The sequence below is a fragment of the Undibacterium sp. JH2W genome (assembly GCF_049340425.1).
Lineage (GTDB): Bacteria > Pseudomonadota > Gammaproteobacteria > Burkholderiales > Burkholderiaceae_D > Undibacterium.
Window position 1 is genome coordinate 180,164 of sequence record NZ_JBMPOT010000004.1, and the last position, 20,606, is coordinate 200,769.

Consider the following 20,606-nt stretch of genomic DNA (forward strand, 5'->3'; position numbering starts at 1 on the left):
TTCCAAGTACGGCTGACCTGGAGTGCAGAACTCCAGGCCAGCCATTGGCGGTGAATATTCACCATCGTTTTTTTTAACGGATAAAGGGTACACCTATGACGCGTTATTCTTATTTTTGTCCATGCCCACGTGGCCTGGAAATAGCCCTGGCTGAAGAGCTCGGTGAAATTGCAGCAATGGATAAAACCATGACTGTACACAATCAGGTGCCGGGCGGCGTGCACTGCTCAGGCAGCATGCATGATGGCTGGCGTATCAACCTGCATTCACGCATAGCATCCCGCGTGCTGATGCGTATGGCGCATTCTGGCTATACCAATGAAAACGATATTTACGACCTGGTGCTGGCACAGCCCTGGGAAGACTGGTTTGGTTATCATCACACCATCCGCGTTGATGTCACGGCAGTCAAATCACCTTTGAAGAGCCTGGACTTTGCCACCCTCAAAATCAAGGATGCGATCTGTGACCGCTTCCGCGACCAGTTTACCCAGCGCCCGTCAGTCAATACCAAGAACCCTGACATGCGCATCGTCGGTTTCATGGACGCACGCAATTTCACGGTGTATCTGGATATCTCCGGCGAGCCTTTGTTCAAGCGCGGCTGGCGTCTGGAAACCGGTGATGCGCCCTTGCGTGAAAACCTGGCAGCAGGCCTGTTGCGCACCGCAGGCTGGAAGCCTGGCACACCCTTGTTTGACCCTATGTGCGGTTCCGGCACCATCCTCATTGAAGCTGCACAAATCCTGGCAGGCATACCACCTGGCTTGAAACGTGAATTCGCTTTCGAGAAAATGCATCAGTTCGATGCTGATGCCTGGGCCCAGATCAAGGCCAGCGCCAAGCCACATCCTCTGCCTGCGGAACCAACGATTTTTGGCAGCGACATTTCTGGCGACATGATAGTCATGACGCGCAATAACCTGAACAAGGCGGGCATACGTTTTGACGTGCCACTCAAGCAGATAGAAGCGCAGGAAATCAAGGCGCCAACGACAGAGCCTGGCATCTTGCTGACCAACCCGCCTTACGGTGAGCGTATCGGTGTGCGTGGTGACAGCTCGATGGAAGATGATGACATGGCCAAGGATTTCTTCAGTGCCTTCAGTACCACGCTCAAGCAGCGCTTTGCTGGCTGGAGTGTGTTCCTGTTCACTGCTGACCTGGGTTTGCCCAAGATGTTGCGCCTGAAAGAATCGCGCAAGACACCATTCTTCAATGGTGCACTGGAATGCCGTTTGTTCCGCTTTGACATGGTCGCAGGCTTTAACCGCAGAGAAGAAGCCAAGCCTAAAGATATCGCTGAATAATTTTCATGCTGTTGTTATAAGTTGCTATAGGTTACAGAAAAGCGGCCAGGTCTCAGCAGACCTGGCCGTTTTGCTTTAGGCTTGAGGCTTCATTTCAAGATTCTGCAAGGAGATGTAGTCATGGCACTGGAATCAACCGCCAAACAACTGAATTTAAAAGATCCATCCTTATTACGCGACCAGGCCTATATCAATGGCGAATGGCTCACAGGTGCGGCTAGTTTTGAAGTGAATAATCCTTCCACGCTGGCAATATTGGGCACAGTACCGAACCTGGACGCCAGCCATACCGAAGCCGCCATCAAGGCTGCGCAAGCCGCCTTTCCGCTGTGGGCCGCAAAAACCGGCAAAGAGCGTGCGACGCTCATGCGCAAATGGTTTGACCTCATGATAGAAAATGCCGACGACCTGGCCGCCATCATGACGGCAGAGCAGGGTAAGCCGCTGGCTGAGGCCAAGGGCGAAGTCATTTACGGTGCCAGCTTCATAGAATGGTTTGCCGAAGAAGCCAAGCGCGTATCCGGTGATGTCATGGCCTCGACCTGGAGCGACAAGCGCATGGTGGTCTTGAAGCAGCCTATCGGTGTTTGCGCGTCCATCACGCCCTGGAATTTCCCTATCGCCATGATTACGCGCAAGGTGGCACCTGCGGTAGCCGCTGGTTGCTCCATCGTCATCAAACCTGCCGAACAAACACCTTTGTCTGCACTGGCCATGGCAGAACTGGCGCACAGGGCTGGCATACCGGCAGGCATCATCAATATCGTCACGGCTGATTCCGAGCAATCCATCGCTGTCGGCAAAGTCTTGTGCGACAGCCCTGTAGTCAGGCATTTGTCGTTTACTGGTTCAACACCGGTAGGCCGTATCCTCATGCGTCAATCTGCCCAGACGGTGAAAAAGCTAGCTCTGGAACTGGGCGGTCATGCTCCCTTCATCGTGTTTGAAGATGCCGACCTTGATGCCGCGGTGGAAGGGGCCTTGCAATCGAAATTCCGTAATTCTGGCCAGACCTGTGTCTGTACCAATCGCTTTTATGCGCATGAATCAATTTACGATGCCTTTGTAGCAAAACTCTCAGCTGGGGCTAAAAAGATCAGGGTGGGCGATGGCTTTGGTGCTGGTATCAACCAGGGGCCGATGATCGATGCGCAAGCAGTCGCCAAGGTAGAGGAACATGTGGCCGATGCCTTGAAACAAGGTGCAAGCTTGCAGGCTGGTGGCAAATTGCTGGAAGCGGGCAAACTTTTTTATGAACCAACCGTGCTGTCGAATGTCACATCTGGCATGTTGATCATGAATGAAGAGACCTTTGGCCCGGTGGCAGCAGTCGTCAAGTTCCAGACCGAAGAAGAAGCCATTGCCGCGGCGAATAACACCGATTTTGGCCTGGCCTCCTACTTTTATTCACGCGACATAGGCCGTGTCTGGCGAGTTGCTGAAAAACTGGAATATGGCATGGTAGGCATCAACACCGGCCTTATTTCGAATGAAGTGGCGCCGTTTGGCGGCGTCAAGCAATCCGGCCTGGGGCGTGAAGGCTCAGTCTATGGCATGGATGAATATCTGGAAATGAAGTACCTTTGTATGGGCGGCATTTGAATCTGTGTTCATCCGACACAGATTTTCCTTAGCTCCCAATGTGTAGTCCTATGCCTGTCAGTGATATTTGCTGGCAGGCGAACCGAATTTGCCCATGTCTTCTGCATCCAAGATCAATAATGCTGGCCTGGCGACCTTACTGGCTGCCCTGGCCATGCTTGGTCCCTTCTCGATTGATACTTATCTTCCTGCTTTCCCCAATATCCAGGCGACCCTGCATGCGAGTGCGCTTGAAGTGCAGCAAACGCTGACGGCTTATATGTTGTCGTTTGCAGTCATGACCTTATGGCATGGCGCTTTATCAGATGCGTTTGGCAGGCGCAATGTGATTTTGGTGGCTTTGGCCGTATTTGCCGTGGCCAGTTTTGGTTGTGCTTCTGTACACAGTATTCATTACCTGTGGGGTTTCCGCATCTTGCAAGGGGTTTCTGCAGGGGCTGGCATGGTGGTCGGGCGTGCCATCATACGCGACTTGTATGCCGGGGCAGAGGCCGAGCGCCTGCTATCCCTGGTCACCATGATTTTTTCCATCGCCCCTGCGATGGCACCTATCCTGGGGGGATGGGTAGTCGGTTTCCTGAGCTGGCGGGCGATTTTCCTTTTGCTGTTTGGCTACACGGTGGTTTTGTGGTGGGCTTGCTACAAGCATTTGCCAGAATCCCTGCCTATGGACAAGCGCCAGCCGTTTAGTGCCGAATTTTTGTGGGAAAGTTATAAAAAAGTATTCAAGTCCCCTTTATTTCACTTGAAGGCAGGCACAATAGCCTTTAATTTTGCCGGTCTCTTCCTGTATGTGTCTGCTGCACCGGCTTTTATTACCCAGCACTTGCATCTGGGGCCAGATCAGTTTGGCTGGCAGTTTGTTCCCTCAGTCGGCGGCATATTTTTTGGTGCACTGGCAGCCAATAGGCTGGCAGGCAGAATGACAGTATGGAAGCAGGTCAGCATAGGCTTTTGCTTCCTGTTAGGCGCGTCCCTGTTTAATGTCGTTTTTCACTATTTTTCCCCACCACTACTCTTGTGGTCTGTGACCCCCTTGTTTTTTTATACTTTTGGCATGTCACTGGTCGCGCCAGGAGCGACCTTGCTAGTACTGGATTTATTTCCTAATATAAGAGGCATTGTTGCTTCTTGCCAGTCTGCGACCGTGACTTTGCTGGGTGCTGTTATCGCGGGCATTGTTGCACCAGCGTTGGATCATTCTGTTTTGACACTGGCTTTAGGTCAATTTGCCTGCGCAGGTATAGGTGCAATCATGTGGTATACAGGACGCGCCTATTGGCGTGCCATGACTGCGCAGAAGCAAAATGCCTGGGAAACGATAGAGTAATGGGGTGGAGAATAGTCAATCTAAATTTCCCTGAATACAAGAGAGTAAATAAATTTCAAGTCAGTTACTTGAAATACTTTTAGCCAACCCTATATAATTGGTGCTTTGCAACAATGGACTAAAATCAAGCTTGTCAGCAGCTTTTCCAGATTTTGTGTACTATTCGTTCCGCATATGCAAATAAGATATCCATCGTGTCTTTATTTTGCGAACTTATTTAAAGTGTAGCTTTCTAAACACATTGAATTCATCAAGTTGTCACTTTCCACAGGTATCGTGCCGCTTGTCATTGGATCTCTTGCTGATTCAAGGCTGTAAAACACCTGTGCTTCTGTTTTTACCGTGCTTGATGATGTTGGTAAAAACTTAACATTCATTTTTGGATACATGATAATGAAAAAATCAATTTTCGCACTCGCTCTGTTGGGTGCTTTCTCTGGCGCGGCTTTCGCACAATCTACTGTAACAATCTACGGTGTTGTTGACGTTGGCTTCCAAAGCCTGGACAACGGTACACCAGCTGGCCGTTTCAACAAACTCCAAAGTGGCCAAGAAGCGGGTTCCCGTATCGGCTTCAAAGGTGTTGAAGATCTGGGCGGCGGTTTGAAAGCAAACTTCGTTCTGGAACAAGGCGTTCTGGTTGATACTGGTGAATCCGATCAAGGCCGTACTTTTGGCCGTCGTTCCACAGTTGGTCTGTCTGGCGATTTCGGTGCAGTTGATTTCGGTCGTGACAAGTCTCCAACTCTGAAATACTTCGACAACTTTGATCCGTTTGGTTCCGCTCTGATCAACAGCGGCACAGGCGTTCGCGCTCTGTACTTCGTTGGTGGCTCTGCTACTGTTGCTGGCGTTAACGCAAACTCCACAGGCCGCGTAAGCAATTCCGTTTTCTATTCCACACCAGGTAACCTGAGTGGTTTCTCTGCTGCTGCCCAATACGGTTTCGGCGAAGCAGCTGGCGACAACTCTGCTGGTCGTTCCCTGGGTCTGACTCTGGGCTACAAAGTTGACGCTCTGGAAGTTGGTTTCAACTACCTGAAAGACAATGCACAAGACGCTAAACTGTTCACAAATGCCAAAAAAGGTATTTCTGTTGCAGCATCTTATGACTTCGGCGTTGCCAAGCCAGTATTCATCTATCAAAAAACGACAGACGACCTGACTCTGGATAAGAAAGCCTACACATTGGCAGTGACAGTTCCAGTTGATGCAAACGGCAAAGTATTTGCTGGTTTCACACAATTGAAAAACTCCACACCATTCAATGCAATTAGCCAAGTTGGCGATGCAAAACAATTCGCTATCGCTTACAACTACTCCCTGTCCAAGCGTACTGATCTGTACACAGCATTCGCTCGTTTGACACAAGATGCAAATTCCAGAGAACAACTGGCAGCTACTGCTGTTAGTGGTGCTTCTGTAAAAGAATTGACTGCTGGCGTACGTCACCAGTTCTAATTCCATGAAGGGCTAGTCCCTTCATGTTGGAAAAAGAGTGCTCGTTATGAGCACTCTTTTTTTTGTCTATAAACCGTTTTGTCCGGGCAGACGTTGCAATTCTGAATGGAGGCAAACATGAAATCTGCTTTGCTGCAGCATGTTGCCGTATATTCCTGACAGCCCAGTCAGGGCTTTGCTACAATGGTTGTATATATTGTTTCCGGGCTTTAACATGAAAATCATGAATAAATCTGCATGGCTGTTGATGTCGGTGATGCTGGCGGCTACTCAATTGGCTAACGCACAAACACCTGCCAAGGTCGATGCGCCACCGCCACCCAAATTGGAAAAACTGGAAGAGGTTGCTGACCCGCAAGGTATATCAGTCAGTAAGCCTGAGCCCAAGAACAAGCAAATGGAAAAGCGCAGTAATGGTGGCAAGGTAACTGAAGTCCAGGTCAAGTCTGGTAAAAGCAATTACACAGTCAAAGCCGACCCGGAAGTCGGTAATGCGCCCAAGGGAACGGTGCAGGGCGATGCCAATCGCGCCGCCCAATGGACCATCCTGGAATTTGGCGGCAAGAAAGAAGTCAAAGAAGGCAATCCCCCTGACGTGTTGGCACCTGCACCGGCAAAATCAGCCGCCTCTGCCAGCGCCGCTGCTTCCAAGTAAGTATTCACTTTAGCTCTTATCTTTAATTGACATGGCAGTTTTTACACCGGTAAGTCTGGAAGACCTTGGTCCCTGGATGCAGCAATTCCCCTTAGGCAGGGCCTTGAGTATCAAAGGTATCGCTTCAGGCATAGAAAATAGTAATTTTTTCATCAATACTGAAGCAGGTGAGTTCGTATTGACGATATTTGAAAACCTGAATTTTGAGCAACTGCCGTTTTATCTGAAATTGATGCGTCATCTCGCCGATCATGGCGTCTTGGTGCCCGCACCTATCGCCAATGATCAAGCGGAGTTGGTGGTCACTCTGCATGGCAAGCCTGCTGCGATAGTCAGCAAACTGGAAGGCAAGTCGCAAATGGAGCCGCAGGCCGTGCATTGTGCTGCGGTTGGGGCTATGCTGGCGCGCATGCATATGGCTGGCAAGGATTTCACTATAGCGCAACCTAACCTGCGCTCGCTGGACTGGTGGCATGAGACCACGCCCAAGGTCTTGCCTTTCCTGTCCGATGAGCTGCAGCATCTGTTGCGTGCTGAAGTACATTTCCAGGATGCTTTTGACAGCACGCCGATTTACAAGGCCTTGCCGCGCGGCCCTGTACATGCTGACTTGTTCCGTAATAACGTCATGTTTGATGGTGAACGCCTGACTGGTTTTTTCGATTTCTATTTTGCCGGTTGTGACACCTGGTTGTTTGATGTGGCAGTGACTGTCAATGACTGGTGTATTGAACTGGCGACGGGCGTGCTTGATGAAGAGCGAGTGCTAGCTTTGTTGAGTGCCTATCATGCTGTACGTCCTTTCACTAAAGAGGAAGCGATTGCCTGGCAACCCATGCTACGTGCTGCTGCACTGCGTTTCTGGCTCTCGCGGCTGTATGATTTTTACCAGCCCAGGGATGCTGAAATGCTGACGCCGCATGATCCCACGCATTTTGAGCGTATCCTGCGCTTGCGAGAGTCTGGTCGGGTACCGGCTTTGCCGATAGCATGATGAATACAGTCAGCGCACAGTCCGGCTGGGCCTGGATACAGCAGGGTTTATTGCTGTACCGCAAGCGACCTATGGAATTGCTCAGCCTGTTTTTCTTGTGGATGGTGCTCACGCAATTGCTGGGGTTCATTCCCATTGCTGGGCAATTCATCAGTTTCTTTTTGTTTCCAGTATTTTCAGTTGGTCTTATTCAGGCTTGTTTGCTCACTGAGAATGAGCAAAAAATAAGGCCTGACTTACTTTTTATTGGTTTTAAATCGCCGCAATTGCTCGCCTTGCTAGGGTCTGGCCTGCTTCGCATGGTGGCCATTATTTTTGCATTCTGGTGTTCTGACGAGCTCAATGACGGGGAGTTGTCGACATTTATGAAAGCCGCTGTGACAGTGGAAACCATGGATGCTGCCAGTCTCGAAAAGACGGTGCCTGTAAAAGCGATTTTCTCGACTTTTCTTATCTATATACCATTTTTAATGGCATTTTGGTACAGCATCCCATTGATGGTGTGGCAGCGTATGTCGCTTTTTAAATCCCTGTTCTATAGTTTTTTTGCTGTACTGCATTCCTGGAAAGCATTACTCGTCTATTTTTTTTGCTGGTACGGCATCACACTATTAATTGGCCCGCTGGCAGTCATTTTTTATGCCATAGATGTGAATGTAGGCAAGCTGATGTTAACAATATTCTCATTCATTATCTTCGTCATTGCCTTTTGTTCATCCTATCCGACTTACACAGATGTTTTCGGTAAGCCGGACCAGGAAAATCAGTCTGCTGCCTGATGCTCTGAAGGCAAGTCCAGGTCTTCAATAATTTCAAAGCTATGCGTCATCACCGCAGTTTTTTCCAGCATGATGGAAGCTGAGCAGTATTTTTCATGCGACAGCTTGATGGCGCGTTCTACCAGATTAGCTTTTAACTGGCGGCCACGTACGACAAAGTGGAAATTGATTTTTGTGAACACTTTGGGCTCAGTGTCCGCACGTTCTGCTGTCAGTTTGACATCGCAGCCACGAATATCCTGTTTGCCCTTGCGCAAAATCAGTACAACGTCATACGCGGAGCAGCCACCCGTGCCCAATAACACCATTTCCATAGGGCGCGGTGCCAGATTACGACCACCACCATCAGGTGCACCATCCATTAAAACGGCGTGACCGGAACCGGTCTCTGCCAGAAAAGACATGCCGGATGAACCCGTCCAGCGTACTGTAGCTTCCATACTTATACCCTCGCGTTGTCAAAGAAAATACCATCTGTAAATTGTAGCCTATTGCGCAGAATCGTAAAATTTTACGCAACAAACTGTAAATTACCTTGCACTGCACAATTTCTTATCCTATTATTGACTCATCGGTTAGTTAATGGCAAGCCTGTCAACTAACCTCGCAATTGTCTCCTCCACCTACTCCTTTGGTGGATTCAACCCGAAGCCAGTCTTCGGGTTTTTTTTGCCTGTATTTCCACATGCTTTCCACAAAGCCTGCACAAAAATTAAACAATCCTTGCACTAAGTCTTTGAAAATACTATAATTTCCGACTCCCTGATCGCCCAAGGGAGAAGTGATAAGGACGAGTCTGCTGAAATAAATGGCAGAACCACCAAAAACACAGAATATTCAGGGCGTTTTTAACTTTTATTAGGATTCAACATGAAAACCTTTTCCGCTAAGGGCCATGAGGTTCAGCGCGACTGGTTCGTGATTGACGCGACAGATAAAGTACTCGGACGTGTTGCCAGCGAAGTGGCACTCCGTTTACGCGGCAAACATAAACCAGAATTTACACCACACGTAGACACAGGCGATTTTATCGTTGTTGTTAACGCAGGCAAACTGCGCGTGACTGGTACTAAAGCTCTGAACAAAACATACTACCGTCACACTGGTTATCCAGGCGGTATCTATGAAACAAATTTCCAGAAAATGCAAGAGCGTTTTCCAGGTCGTGCACTCGAGAAAGCTGTTAAAGGCATGTTGCCTAAAGGCCCACTCGGCTATGCAATGATCAAGAAGCTGAAAGTCTATGCAGATGCAACACATCCGCATGCAGCTCAGCAACCACAAGTACTCGACATCTAAGGATTAGCCATGATCGGTAATTACAACTACGGAACTGGCCGTCGCAAGAGCGCAGTTGCTCGCGTATTCCTGAAATCCGGCAGCGGCAAGATCGTTGTCAACGGCAAACCAGCAAACGAGTATTTTTCTCGTGAAACTGGCCTGATGGTCATCCGTCAACCTCTGGAACTGACTAATAATCTCGAAACATTCGACATTATGGTTAACGTTCACGGCGGCGGCGAATCTGGCCAATCCGGTGCTGTTCGTCACGGCATCACTCGTGCTCTGATCGACTACGATGCAGCTTTGAAACCTGAATTGTCCAAAGCTGGCTTCGTTACTCGTGATGCTCGCGAAGTTGAACGTAAAAAAGTTGGTCTGCGCAAAGCACGTCGCGCAAAACAATTCTCCAAGCGTTAATTTTTTATCGCTGGAAGCAATTACTACAATTGCAGCAATTGTTACAAGAGAAAGCCGCCTGCAAGGGCGGCTTTTTTGCTTTGGAGCATGTAACGAGTTTTTTCAATCACATTGTCATAGACTCTTATGCTGCTAGAATAGCGTCAAAATTTCTTGCAAGGAAAGCATATGATCAAAATTGGCATCGTAGGTGGCACGGGTTATACCGGGGTAGAATTATTGCGCATATTGGCCACCCATCCTGAGGCGCACATCACGGCGATCACTTCCCGTAAGGAAGACGGCTTGCCGGTTTCTGAAATGTACCCTTCCTTGCGTGGTCGCGTCGATATCGCTTTTTCTGCGCCTGACAAAGCCAATCTCAAAGAATGTGATGTCGTCTTCTTTGCCACTCCGCATGGTGTTGCCATGGCCCAGGCATCTGAGTTACTGGCTGCTGGCGTCAAAGTCATCGATCTGGCAGCCGACTTCCGCATGAAAAATGTGGCTGAATTTGAAAAATGGTATGCCATCCCGCATACCTGTACCGATGTGCTGGATGAAGCCGTGTATGGCTTGCCAGAGCTGAACCGTGAAGCTATAAAAACTGCCAGAGTGGTTGGCAACCCAGGTTGCTACCCAACCACCATGCAACTGGGTTTTGCACCTCTGCTGAAGGCTGGCGTCATTGATGCGGGCAATCTCATCGCTGATTGTAAATCCGGCGTCTCCGGTGCTGGCCGCAAGGCTGAACTTGGTCTTTTGTTCTCGGAGACCAATGACTCCTTCAAAGCCTATAGTGTTTCCGGCCATAGGCATCATCCAGAGACCATAGAGCAATTGCAGCGCATCAGCAAAGACCAGGTGGGCTTGTTGTTCACGCCACATCTGGTGCCTATGATACGTGGTATGCATTCCACGCTGTATGCGCGCCTGAACACAGAAATCAGCAACGAAGATTTGCAAGCCCTGTTTGAAAATGCCTATAAGGATGAGGTCTTTGTTGATGTATTGCCATTTGGCTCGCATCCAGAAACCCGTTCCACCCGCGCCTCGAATATGTTGCGCCTGGCTTTGCACAGGCCAAACAATGGCAACACGGTTGTCATACTGGTCGTGCAAGACAATTTGGTGAAAGGTGCATCTGGCCAGGCAGTGCAGTGTATGAATTTGATGTTCGGCCTGGAAGAAAGTACAGGCTTGATGCACGTACCGGTTATGCCTTAAGCCCAGGCCATGCCTAAGTCACGTCTGACCCCCAAGCGCTATCTGGCGCCCAAAATGACGATTACCCATGAAAGATCATGGCCATTCAAGGTGGCCGTGGCGGGTATCGTCATCGGTATCGCTGCCGGTGTAGCCTGGTGGACTTATGATCTGGGCAAGAGTTTTGCCTTTGGGTCTAAAATCAGCGCCGGGCAAGTAGAGGAGCTGAAAGCAAAAATAAGTGAATTGACTGCAGAGCGCGACAAGCTGTCGCTGGCCGCCAATACCATAGAGAGCACAGTCAATATAGACAAGTCCACGCAAAAGCAGTTGACCGACCAGGTCAAGGCTTTGACGACAGAAAACCTCAAGCTCAAGGATGATCTGGCTTTTTTTGAAAGCCTGACGCCCTCTGCCGTTGGTGCTGAGGGGATTTCATTGCAAAATTTCAAAGTGGAAATCTTGAGTCCAGGTCAGCTGCGTTATAGAGCATTGGTCATGCAGGGCGGCAAGACAGGACGGGATTTCACTGGAGAAATGCAATTCAGCTTGAACTTGGTACAAGTTGGTAAACCTGCTACGATGCTGTTTCCCGATCCTAAGTCGGGCGATGCCGGAAAGCTAAAATTGTCATTCCGGCATTATCAAAGACTGGAAGGTACGATTACCTTGCCAGAGGGAGCGACGGTTAAAGGTGTGCAGGCCAAGGTATTATCCAATGGCCAAGTCCGTGCTCAGCAAACGGTCAATTTATAAACCACGTAAAGAAACTGCTGCAATTGCTAAAATAGCATTTCTCATCTGCTGCGGGTTCTGGCTCATTTCCTCAAAAGGGAGCAAGAATGTTTAATCGAAAAACCAAAAACACCATAGATAGCCTGATAGGTACTACTACCGTCATACAGGGCGATTTGCATTTCAAGGGTGGCTTGCGCATAGATGGCCATATCCGCGGCAATGTTGTCGCTGATCTGGAAGCATCCAGCATGCTGGTGATTTCTGAGCAGGCAAAAATCGATGGTGAAGTCCGTGCCGCCCACATCGTAGTGAATGGTGTCATCAATGGACCAGTATTTTCGTCAGAATTGCTTGAATTACAGCCAAAAGCACAAATATTTGGTGATGTGCACTACAAAACACTGGAAATGTTGAGCGGTGCCGTGGTCTCTGGCAAGCTTAGCCATGACCTGGCACAAGAACCTGTCTTGAAACTCGCAGCGAACAATGCATAGATTTCCTTGCGGGTCTATAATGATGGTAAATAGTCTGAAGGAGTAATTATGAACGCTGTTGCCGAAATGCCCGCACCCATTGTTTTCACTGAAAGCGCCGCTGCTAAAGTAGCTCAGCTGATTGAAGAAGAGGGTAATCCTGACCTGAAACTGCGCGTCTTCGTGCAAGGTGGCGGTTGCTCAGGTTTCCAGTATGGTTTCACATTTGATGAAATCACCAATGAAGATGACACGACCATGACCAAGAATGGCGTCCATTTGCTGATCGATTCCATGAGCTACCAATACCTGGTTGGCGCAGAAATCGATTACAAGGATGACCTCGAAGGTGCACAGTTCGTCATCAAGAACCCGAATGCCACAACCACCTGTGGTTGTGGTTCTTCATTCTCAGCATAATCGTTATTGATTTGCTTGAAAAAGGACGCTGCGGCGTCCTTTTTGCATATACACCTGTTACAAACATTTAATGTTGATAAATTGCTTATCCATGGGTTTGCTGTAAGAATTCGCCTTTAATTTGTGATCAACCAGTAAATCGTATGCCCATGAAAAATAAATTAGTCCTGATCTTGATGACGGCCCTGTTGGCAACAGCGACCACCGTGTTCGCAGGTGAAGGTGACTTGAGCAAGTCAGAACGCCGCCAGTACAGCACCATGCTCAAGGCGATTGATGGCAATGACACTGCTGCTGTAGAAAAACTCATCAAAGACAAGATCAAACTGGACTTACAAGAGGACAGCCGTGCCGCTCCTACCTTCATGACGCAGGCCGCATTGAAGGGTAATAATGACATTATCCTGGCCTTGCTGAAAGCCGGTGCCAGTATAGAGTCCACCAATGGCGACGGCCATACGCCTTTATTCTGCGCCGTGATGTCAGATAAGCTGGAAACAGTCCAGCTTTTGATCAGCAAAAAAGCTGATGTGAATGCCACCGCACCTAATGGTGATACGCCTTTGTCATGGGCAAAGGACGCAGCCAAACCGAACAAGAAAATGATAGACATCCTGGTCAAGGCTGGCGCTAAATAAGCTACCCCTCTGTGCTGACAGAGCGGGACATTCCTGTTCTGTAGTGTTTCCTCATGCGCCTTCTTGTCTGGGGTGTTGCATGCAGCGCTTCTGTAAGAAGCAATGAAAAGTATTTGCGGCAATTTCTGAGAACAATTCATCACAAGACATGGAAAGCTGATTACACTCCTTGAATCAACAGGAGCCAGCATGGACGCATCACTCGCCATATCTTCCCGCCAGCAAGACCTTGTGCGCGCACTGCGCCAGCACTTGCCTGCGCATTGCATTTTGTATGATGAAGAAGATACCCGCCCTTACGAATGTGATGGACTGGCTGCCTATCGCCAGTTACCGATGGTAGTGACCCTGCCAGAGAATGAGAGTCAGGTCATCAGCATCATCAATATCTGCCGTGACAAGCAAATCGCCATCGTGCCGCGCGGTGCTGGCACTGGCTTGTCTGGCGGTGCCATGCCGATTGCTGACGGCCTGGTGCTGTCAACCGCCAAACTCAATAAAATCATCAAGGTCGATGCCTACGCCCGCACTGCGGTCGTGCAACCAGGCGTACGCAACCTGGCGATTTCTGAAGCAGTATCTGCCCATGGTTTGTACTACGCGCCCGACCCGTCTTCACAGATCGCCTGCACTATCGGTGGCAATGTGGCAGAAAATTCTGGCGGTGTGCACTGCCTCAAATATGGCTTGACGGTCCACAATGTCATGGCAGTACGCGCTATCACGATGGAAGGCGAAGTCATCGAGTTGGGCGGTGGTGCGCTGGATGCGCCAGGCCTGGATTTGCTTGCCGTGTTCATAGGCTCTGAAGGCATGCTGGGGGTCGTCACTGAAGTGACCGTTAAACTGATACCCAAGCCGCAAACTGCACGCGTCATCATGGCTTCGTTTGATGATGTAGTAAAAGGTGGCAATGCGGTGGCCAGTGTGATTGCCGCAGGTATCATCCCTGCCGGGCTGGAGATGATGGATAAGACCTCTTCGCGTATGGTCGAACCCTTTGTGCAGGCAGGGTATGACACCGATGCCGAGGCCATTTTGCTCTGCGAATCAGACGGCACCATAGAAGAAGTAGAAGAAGAAATCGCCCGCATGAGCGCCGTGCTGGAGCAGGCAGGCGCGACTGCACTGGCAGTGTCCACTACCGAGGCAGAACGCCTGCGTTTCTGGTCTGGCCGCAAAAATGCCTTCCCCGCTGCTGGTCGCATTTCCCCCGATTATTACTGCATGGATGGCACGATACCGCGCAAACATCTGGCGCAAGTACTGATCCGCATCACCGCCATGGAAGAAAAATATGGCCTGCGTTGCGCCAACGTTTTTCATGCCGGCGATGGCAACCTGCATCCCCTGATTTTATTTGATGCAAATAAAGAAGGTGAGTTTCATAGGGCTGAGGAATTTGGTGCCGAGATACTGGAGCTATGCGTCAAGGTCGGTGGCACGATCACCGGTGAGCATGGTGTAGGCATAGAAAAAATCAATTCCATGTGTGTGCAATTTTCCAGTGAAGAAATTACCGCCTTCCTCGCCTTGAAACGGGCTTTTGATCCTGCGGCCTTGCTGAATCCGGATAAAGCCATACCTACTTTGCACCGCTGTGCCGAATATGGTCGCATGCATGTGAAAAGAGGCAGTTTGAAATTCCCTGATTTGCCGCGTTTTTAAAGACAGAGGCTAGACTTAATTGGACGATGGCATGCAAACGACGCTAGATAATTTTCGTGAACGTATATTGGCAGCAAGCGCCAGCGGCACGGCTCTGCAGATACAGGGTGGTGGCAGCAAGCACTGGTATGGGCAGGAACTGCAGGGTGAGGTGCTGGATACCAGCGCCTACAGCGGCATCCTGGCATATGACCCTACTGAACTGGTGCTGACCGCCCGCAGCGGTACGCCGCTGACAGAAATAGAAACCGCCCTGGCAGCACAAAACCAGATGCTGGCATTTGAGCCGCCACACTGGGGTACGACTGCCACCATGGGCGGTGTCGTGGCTGCAGGCTTGTCTGGTCCGCGGCGGCCTGCCGTAGGTGCCGTGCGTGATTTCGTGCTCGGTGTCAGCCTCATGAATGGGCAAGGGCAAATACTGGAATTTGGTGGCCAGGTCATGAAGAATGTCGCTGGCTATGATGTCTCGCGCCTGCTCACAGGTTCCATGGGCTGCCTGGGTTTGCTGCTGGATATTTCCATCAAGGTCTTGCCACGTCCCTTTGCAGAAACCACCCTGGTGTTTGCTCTGTCAGAAGCAGATGCCTTGACGCGTTTGAATCTGTGGGCAGGCCAGGCCTTGCCTATCTCAGCCAGTTGCTGGCATGTAGGCCGATTGATGTTGCGCCTGTCTGGTGCTGAGGCCGCAGTGCGTGCCGCCAAGGCCAGGTTGGGTGGTGAAGAAATGCAGGATGCCACGGCCTTCTGGACGGCTTTACGCGAACAGACCCTGGATTTTTTTCAACAGGAAGAAGAGCATGGTCTGTGGCGCTTATCACTGCCATCCACCAGTCCGGCCTTGAAGCTGACTGGCAAATCCATGATGGAATGGGGTGGGGCGCAGCGCTGGCTTTACAGTACAGAAAAACCAGAGCTGATACGCCTGACAGCACTGGCTGCCAGCGGCCATGCGAGTTTGTTCCGTGGTGGTGACAAGAGCATAGGGGTGTTTGCCCCCTTGTCGGTACCCATAGAAAAAATACATAGACGCCTGAAGAGTACTTTTGACCCTGCCGGTATATTCAACCCCGGTCGCATGTATAAAGGCTGGTAAAGATAATGCAAACCAATCTCGCTGATTTCATCAAAGACACACGCGAAGGCAAAGAGGCTGAAGATATCTTGCGCAAGTGTGTGCATTGCGGATTTTGTACCGCCACTTGCCCGACTTATCAATTACTCGGCGATGAGCTTGACGGCCCGCGTGGCCGTATCTACCTCATCAAACAGGTACTGGAAGGCAAACCCGCTACGGCCAAAACCCAGCAACACCTGGACCGTTGCCTGACATGCCGCAATTGCGAAACCACCTGCCCATCCGGTGTGCAATATGGTCGTCTGGTGGATATAGGCCGTCAGGTGGTGGAGAAACAGGTCGGCCGCCCGCTGTTTCAAAAGCTCAATCGTGCTGCGCTCAAGGCTGTGTTGCCGCGCAAATGGATATTCAATCCCGCGATGAAGCTGGGGCAAAGCCTGCGTGCAGTCTTGCCCAAGGCCTTGCAAAATAAAGTACCGGTGGCGCAAGATGCAGGCATCTGGCCGCAAATTGAACATACCCGCAAGATGCTCTTGCTCGATGGTTGCGTGCAGCCCGCCATGTCACCGAATATCAATGCCGCCACCGCCAGGGTACTCGATGCCATGGGCGTGCAATTGCAAATTGCGCCCAAGGCCGGTTGCTGCGGTGCCATACGCTATCACTTGAATGAGCATGAAGATGGCCTCAATGATATGCGCCAGAATATTGATGCATGGTGGCACTATGTAGAAGCCGGTGCCGAAGCTATCGTCATGACCGCCTCTGGCTGTGGTGCCACGGTAAAAGAGTATGGGCATTTGCTGGCGCATGATGCAGCCTATGCAGACAAGGCTGGAAAAATATCCATGCTGACCCGTGACCTCAGTGAAATCCTGCCAGAATTCCAGCCGCAACTGGTACAGCGCCTGCAAGGTAAAGTCAGTAAACGTATCGCCTGGCACCCGCCTTGCACCCTGCAACACGGCCAGCAAATACGCGGCAAGGTCGAAGGCCTGTTGACGGCCATCGGTGTTGATGTGAAGCTGTGCACCGACAGCCATTTATGTTGCGGTTCTGCCGGTACTTATTCTGTCCTGCAACCCAAGCTCTCTTATCAATTGCGCGATAATAAACTACGCAATCTGGAAGCGACGGATGCAGAGATGATCTTGTCGGCGAATATAGGTTGCCTCACGCATTTGCAATCGGGCACAGAACTCCCAGTACAGCACTGGATAGAACTCATAGATAGGGCATTGCAGGACTCTGCAATAAGTCAGGATTTGCCTGAAGCGGACAGTACATCAATTGTTGTGAATAAACCTGATTGATATATGCTTGGCCAGCGTACACTGCTTAGCGAATGCGGGCATCCACAGCAAAGCGTGCTGATGCCTGAGCTAGTTCGTGCAGCCTATTATCGCGATTCGTACAGGGCCGAACTTGGTCGTAAGGGACTGACAGTCAGCGATGCATTTCACGCGATTTTCATGTACAGGCCAACATGGATGAAGTTCATCATGCTAGGCCGTAATTATTTGGTATCCCTATTTGGAGTTGCTGTACCAGACAAGGCAGAAATCATGCATCCATGCATGAGATCGGATTACCAAGTGGGTGAAAAAATAGGCGCATGGCCTATTTTTTATCTGAGTTCAGAAGAACTGGTTGCCGGGCGCGACAACAGCCATCTGGATTTCCGGCTTTCGATTGTGCGTGTAGAGGAAGGGCAGACCGTCGCTATTGTAGTATCAACGGTCTGCCTGACGCACAACTGGTTTGGGCGAGTCTATATACAACTGATACGCCCTTTTCATCGCTGGGGTGTAAAGTACCTGATACGACAGGCAATGCTGACAGGGCGCTTGTGAATGATCACTCCGCCAGCAGCTTTTCTATATCATCCAGCAAATCCTTGGGCGCAGTCTGCGGCGCATAACGCTTGAAGACAGTGCCATCTTTTTTGACCAGGAATTTGGTGAAATTCCATTTGATGGACTGGCTACCCAATAAGCCAGGAGCCTGGCTTTTCAGGTGCTGGAACAAGGGGTGAGCCTTGTCACCATTGACGTCTATCTTGTCAAACAGGGGAAAAGTCACACCAAAATTCTTTTCACAGAAAGCGCCAATTTCTCCGGCTGAACCAGGTTCCTGATGACCAAACTGGTTGCAGGGAAAGCCCAGTACTTCCACACCCTTGTCCCTGAATTGCTGGTAGATCGCTTCCAGGCCCTTGTACTGCGGTGTGAAACCGCAATTACTGGCGGTATTCACGATCAGCAATACCTTGCCTGCATATTGCTTGAGGTCGACAGGTTCACCCTGTAGGTTATTGGCCTGGAAAGCGAGCGCACTCATACTATGCCCAGGTGTTTGGTGCCAGCGGTCAAGTCCCTGTCCTTGGCATCTTTGCCTTTCAACATAATGGCCAGACGCAGTTCATTGACAGAGTCGGCATTACGCAAGGCATCTTCATAAGTGATCTCGTCAGCTTCATGCAAATCAAACAGAGATTGATCAAAAGTCTGCATGCCCAGTTCGCGGGATTTTTTCATGATCTCTTTGATTTCATGTACCGAACCTTTGAAGATCAGGTCAGAAACCAGAGGTGTATTGAGCATGATTTCCACCGCGGCTGCGCGGCCTTTGCGGCCCTTCAGCGGCACCAGGCGCTGAGAGATAACTGCTTTCAAGTTCAGCGATAAATCCATCAGCAACTGGGCGCGGCGTTCTTCCGGGAAGAAGTTGATGATACGGTCGAGCGCCTGGTTGGAGCTGTTGGCATGCAGGGTAGCCAGGCAAAGGTGGCCGGTTTCTGCAAAGGCGACGGCAAAATCCATGGTTTCGCGGTCACGTATCTCACCGATCTGGATAACATCGGGTGCCTGGCGCAGTGAGTTTTTCAGCGCTGCACCCCAGTCTTCAGTATCAATGCCAATTTCACGCTGGGTGATGATGCAATTCATATGTGGATGCACATATTCTATCGGGTCTTCAATCGTGATGATGTGACCATAGCTATTTGCATTCCTGTAACCCAGCATGGCGGCCAGCGTGGTGGATTTACCGGAACCGGTAGCACCCACCATGATGACCAGGCCACGTTTGGTCATGGCGATTTCTTTGAGGTTTTCTGGCAGCCCCAGGTCTTCCAGTTTTGGAATAGCCGTGGTAATTGTACGCAGGACCAGGCCGACACGGCCCTGTTGCATGAAGGCCGAGACGCGGAAGCGTCCCAGGCCTGCCGGGCTGATCGCAAAATTACATTCCTTGGTTGATTCAAATTCCGAAGACTGCTTGTCATTCATGATAGACCGAGCCAGATCAACAGTATGCGCCGGTGACAGTGGTTGGTTTGAGACAGGTGTTACCCGTCCATCGATTTTGAATGCAGGCGGAAAATCTGCAGTAATAAACAAGTCCGAACCGTTTTTGCTGAGCATGAGTCTCAGCAAATCGTTCATGAATTTGGTGGCCTGATCGCGTTCCATTTTTTGTCCTTTGATCTATTAGCCAGGGAAATTGTCTGGCTGTTTGGCTGCACCGCGTGCAGTTCCCACCGAGATGACATTGCGGCGTACCAGGTCGGTCAGGTTCTGGTCCAGCGTCTGCATGCCGAGGTTACTACCGGTTTGTATCGATGAATACATCTGCGCAATCTTGGCTTCGCGGATAAGATTACGTATCGCTGGCGTACCCAGCATGATTTCATGTGCTGCAACGCGGCCAGAACCATCCTTGGTTTTCAGCAGGGTTTGCGAGATGACTGCCTGCAAGGATTCTGACAACATCGAACGCACCATTTCTTTTTCTTCCGCCGGGAAAACGTCGACAATACGATCGATGGTTTTTGCTGCAGAGGAGGTATGCAAGGTACCGAATACCAAGTGACCGGTTTCTGCAGCAGTCAATGCCAGGCGTATGGTTTCCAGATCTCGCAACTCACCTACCAGGATGGCATCCGGATCTTCACGCAAGGCAGAGCGCAGCGCGTTGTTGAAGGACATGGTGTGCGGGCCGACTTCACGCTGGTTGATCAGGCATTTTTTGGATTCATGCACAAATTCTATCGGGTCTTCTACGGTCAGGATATGGCCATATTCGTGTTCATTGAGATGGTTCACCATGGCAGCCAGGGTGGTTGATTTACCCGAGCCGGTAGGTCCGGTCACCAGTACCAGTCCGCGTGGTTTCAATGCCAGTTCAGCAAAAATCTTGGGCGTATTCAACTGTTCCAGTGACAAAATCTTGGAAGGAATGGTACGCATGACGGCAGCGGCACCACGTTCCTGGTTGAAGGCATTTACACGGAAGCGTGCCAGGCCAGGGATGGAGAACGAAAAATCGCACTCCAGCGTGTCTTCATAGGCTTTGCGCTGTGAGTCATTCATGATGTCATAGATTAACTCATGTACATCTTTATGCTCCAGGGGTGGCAAATTAATGCGCCTGACGTCGCCATGTACCCGTATCATGGGCGGCAAGCCGGAAGATAAGTGTAAGTCGGAGGCATTGTTCTTGACGGAGAACGCCAACAGTTCTGAAATGTCCATTTATAATTCCGGTAATGAAATCGTTGTTGATTTTGGGAA

Annotated in this window: 22 protein-coding genes; 18 read left to right on the plus strand and 4 right to left on the minus strand. The window is 50.2% G+C overall.

Features of this window, described 5'->3' with window-relative positions:
- Nucleotides 1–95: 95 nt before the first annotated feature.
- From ACO0LC_RS07210 to ACO0LC_RS07240, 7 genes are all read left to right on the plus strand, one after another.
- Nucleotides 96–1,310, plus strand: coding sequence for a THUMP domain-containing class I SAM-dependent RNA methyltransferase (locus ACO0LC_RS07210; protein WP_423001969.1), 1,215 nt, complete (start codon nt 96–98; stop codon nt 1,308–1,310).
- 120 nt (nt 1,311–1,430) lie between these two features.
- Nucleotides 1,431–2,912 (plus strand): NAD-dependent succinate-semialdehyde dehydrogenase, encoded by a 1,482-nt coding sequence (locus tag ACO0LC_RS07215; protein ID WP_423001970.1) that lies wholly within the window; start codon nt 1,431–1,433, stop codon nt 2,910–2,912.
- A gap of 94 nt (nt 2,913–3,006) precedes the next feature.
- On the plus strand, nt 3,007–4,242 hold the full coding sequence (locus ACO0LC_RS07220) for a multidrug effflux MFS transporter (RefSeq protein ID WP_423001971.1): 1,236 nt from the start codon (nt 3,007–3,009) through the stop codon (nt 4,240–4,242).
- 342 nt (nt 4,243–4,584) lie between these two features.
- Nucleotides 4,585–5,703 (plus strand): porin, encoded by a 1,119-nt coding sequence (locus tag ACO0LC_RS07225; RefSeq protein WP_423001972.1) that lies wholly within the window; start codon nt 4,585–4,587, stop codon nt 5,701–5,703.
- 223 nt (nt 5,704–5,926) lie between these two features.
- Nucleotides 5,927–6,358, plus strand: a complete 432-nt coding sequence (locus ACO0LC_RS07230; RefSeq protein WP_423001973.1) for a hypothetical protein — start codon at nt 5,927–5,929, stop codon at nt 6,356–6,358.
- A 31-nt stretch (nt 6,359–6,389) separates the two neighbouring features.
- Nucleotides 6,390–7,352, plus strand: coding sequence for a homoserine kinase (locus tag ACO0LC_RS07235; protein ID WP_423001974.1), 963 nt, complete (start codon nt 6,390–6,392; stop codon nt 7,350–7,352).
- Complete coding sequence (locus ACO0LC_RS07240) at nt 7,352–8,131, plus strand: BPSS1780 family membrane protein (RefSeq protein WP_423002140.1); 780 nt, start codon at nt 7,352–7,354, stop codon at nt 8,129–8,131. The genes ACO0LC_RS07235 and ACO0LC_RS07240 overlap by 1 nt, the downstream gene beginning before the upstream one ends.
- Here the strand turns inward: ACO0LC_RS07240 and ACO0LC_RS07245 are convergent.
- The gene (locus ACO0LC_RS07245) at nt 8,116–8,571 is read right to left on the minus strand and encodes an OsmC family protein (RefSeq protein ID WP_423001975.1); all 456 of its coding nucleotides are present in this window, start codon (nt 8,569–8,571) and stop codon (nt 8,116–8,118) included. The two genes, ACO0LC_RS07240 and ACO0LC_RS07245, sit on opposite strands and share 16 nt — an antisense overlap.
- A 430-nt stretch (nt 8,572–9,001) precedes the next feature.
- Between ACO0LC_RS07245 and rplM the strand changes: the two genes are divergently transcribed.
- The 11 genes from rplM (at nt 9,002) to ACO0LC_RS07300 (ending at nt 17,885) form a co-directional block, all read left to right on the plus strand.
- The gene (gene rplM / locus ACO0LC_RS07250; protein ID WP_110255178.1) at nt 9,002–9,430 is read left to right on the plus strand and encodes a 50S ribosomal protein L13; all 429 of its coding nucleotides are present in this window, start codon (nt 9,002–9,004) and stop codon (nt 9,428–9,430) included.
- A 9-nt stretch (nt 9,431–9,439) separates the two neighbouring features.
- On the plus strand, nt 9,440–9,832 hold the full coding sequence (rpsI, locus tag ACO0LC_RS07255; protein ID WP_110255177.1) for a 30S ribosomal protein S9: 393 nt from the start codon (nt 9,440–9,442) through the stop codon (nt 9,830–9,832).
- Nucleotides 9,833–10,000: 168 nt separating this feature from the next.
- A complete protein-coding gene (argC, locus tag ACO0LC_RS07260) occupies nt 10,001–11,038 on the plus strand; it encodes an N-acetyl-gamma-glutamyl-phosphate reductase (protein WP_423001976.1) in 1,038 nt (345 codons plus the stop codon).
- A gap of 9 nt (nt 11,039–11,047) precedes the next feature.
- On the plus strand, nt 11,048–11,773 hold the full coding sequence (locus tag ACO0LC_RS07265) for a DUF6776 family protein (protein WP_423001977.1): 726 nt from the start codon (nt 11,048–11,050) through the stop codon (nt 11,771–11,773).
- A gap of 86 nt (nt 11,774–11,859) precedes the next feature.
- A complete protein-coding gene (locus tag ACO0LC_RS07270; protein ID WP_423001978.1) occupies nt 11,860–12,249 on the plus strand; it encodes a bactofilin family protein in 390 nt (129 codons plus the stop codon).
- Between the two features lie 48 nt (nt 12,250–12,297).
- On the plus strand, nt 12,298–12,648 hold the full coding sequence (erpA, locus tag ACO0LC_RS07275; RefSeq protein WP_110255173.1) for an iron-sulfur cluster insertion protein ErpA: 351 nt from the start codon (nt 12,298–12,300) through the stop codon (nt 12,646–12,648).
- 149 nt (nt 12,649–12,797) lie between these two features.
- A complete protein-coding gene (locus ACO0LC_RS07280) occupies nt 12,798–13,286 on the plus strand; it encodes an ankyrin repeat domain-containing protein (RefSeq protein ID WP_423001979.1) in 489 nt (162 codons plus the stop codon).
- 189 nt (nt 13,287–13,475) lie between these two features.
- The gene (locus tag ACO0LC_RS07285) at nt 13,476–14,954 is read left to right on the plus strand and encodes an FAD-linked oxidase C-terminal domain-containing protein (protein WP_423001980.1); all 1,479 of its coding nucleotides are present in this window, start codon (nt 13,476–13,478) and stop codon (nt 14,952–14,954) included.
- Between the two features lie 31 nt (nt 14,955–14,985).
- Complete coding sequence (glcE, locus tag ACO0LC_RS07290; RefSeq protein WP_423001981.1) at nt 14,986–16,050, plus strand: glycolate oxidase subunit GlcE; 1,065 nt, start codon at nt 14,986–14,988, stop codon at nt 16,048–16,050.
- 5 nt (nt 16,051–16,055) lie between these two features.
- Nucleotides 16,056–17,345, plus strand: a complete 1,290-nt coding sequence (gene glcF / locus ACO0LC_RS07295) for a glycolate oxidase subunit GlcF (protein WP_423001982.1) — start codon at nt 16,056–16,058, stop codon at nt 17,343–17,345.
- Between the two features lie 60 nt (nt 17,346–17,405).
- On the plus strand, nt 17,406–17,885 hold the full coding sequence (locus ACO0LC_RS07300) for a DUF2867 domain-containing protein (protein ID WP_423001983.1): 480 nt from the start codon (nt 17,406–17,408) through the stop codon (nt 17,883–17,885).
- Between the two features lie 4 nt (nt 17,886–17,889).
- Here the strand turns inward: ACO0LC_RS07300 and ACO0LC_RS07305 are convergent, their stop codons facing one another.
- Genes ACO0LC_RS07305 through ACO0LC_RS07315 form a run of 3 tightly spaced genes read right to left on the minus strand, consistent with a single transcriptional unit; the run spans nt 17,890 to nt 20,567 of the window.
- The gene (locus tag ACO0LC_RS07305; RefSeq protein ID WP_423001984.1) at nt 17,890–18,372 is read right to left on the minus strand and encodes a glutathione peroxidase; all 483 of its coding nucleotides are present in this window, start codon (nt 18,370–18,372) and stop codon (nt 17,890–17,892) included.
- Nucleotides 18,369–19,505, minus strand: coding sequence for a PilT/PilU family type 4a pilus ATPase (locus tag ACO0LC_RS07310; RefSeq protein WP_423001985.1), 1,137 nt, complete (start codon nt 19,503–19,505; stop codon nt 18,369–18,371). The genes ACO0LC_RS07305 and ACO0LC_RS07310 overlap by 4 nt, the downstream gene beginning before the upstream one ends.
- A gap of 18 nt (nt 19,506–19,523) precedes the next feature.
- Complete coding sequence (locus ACO0LC_RS07315) at nt 19,524–20,567, minus strand: type IV pilus twitching motility protein PilT (protein WP_423001986.1); 1,044 nt, start codon at nt 20,565–20,567, stop codon at nt 19,524–19,526.
- Between the last annotated feature and the right edge of the window lie 39 nt (nt 20,568–20,606).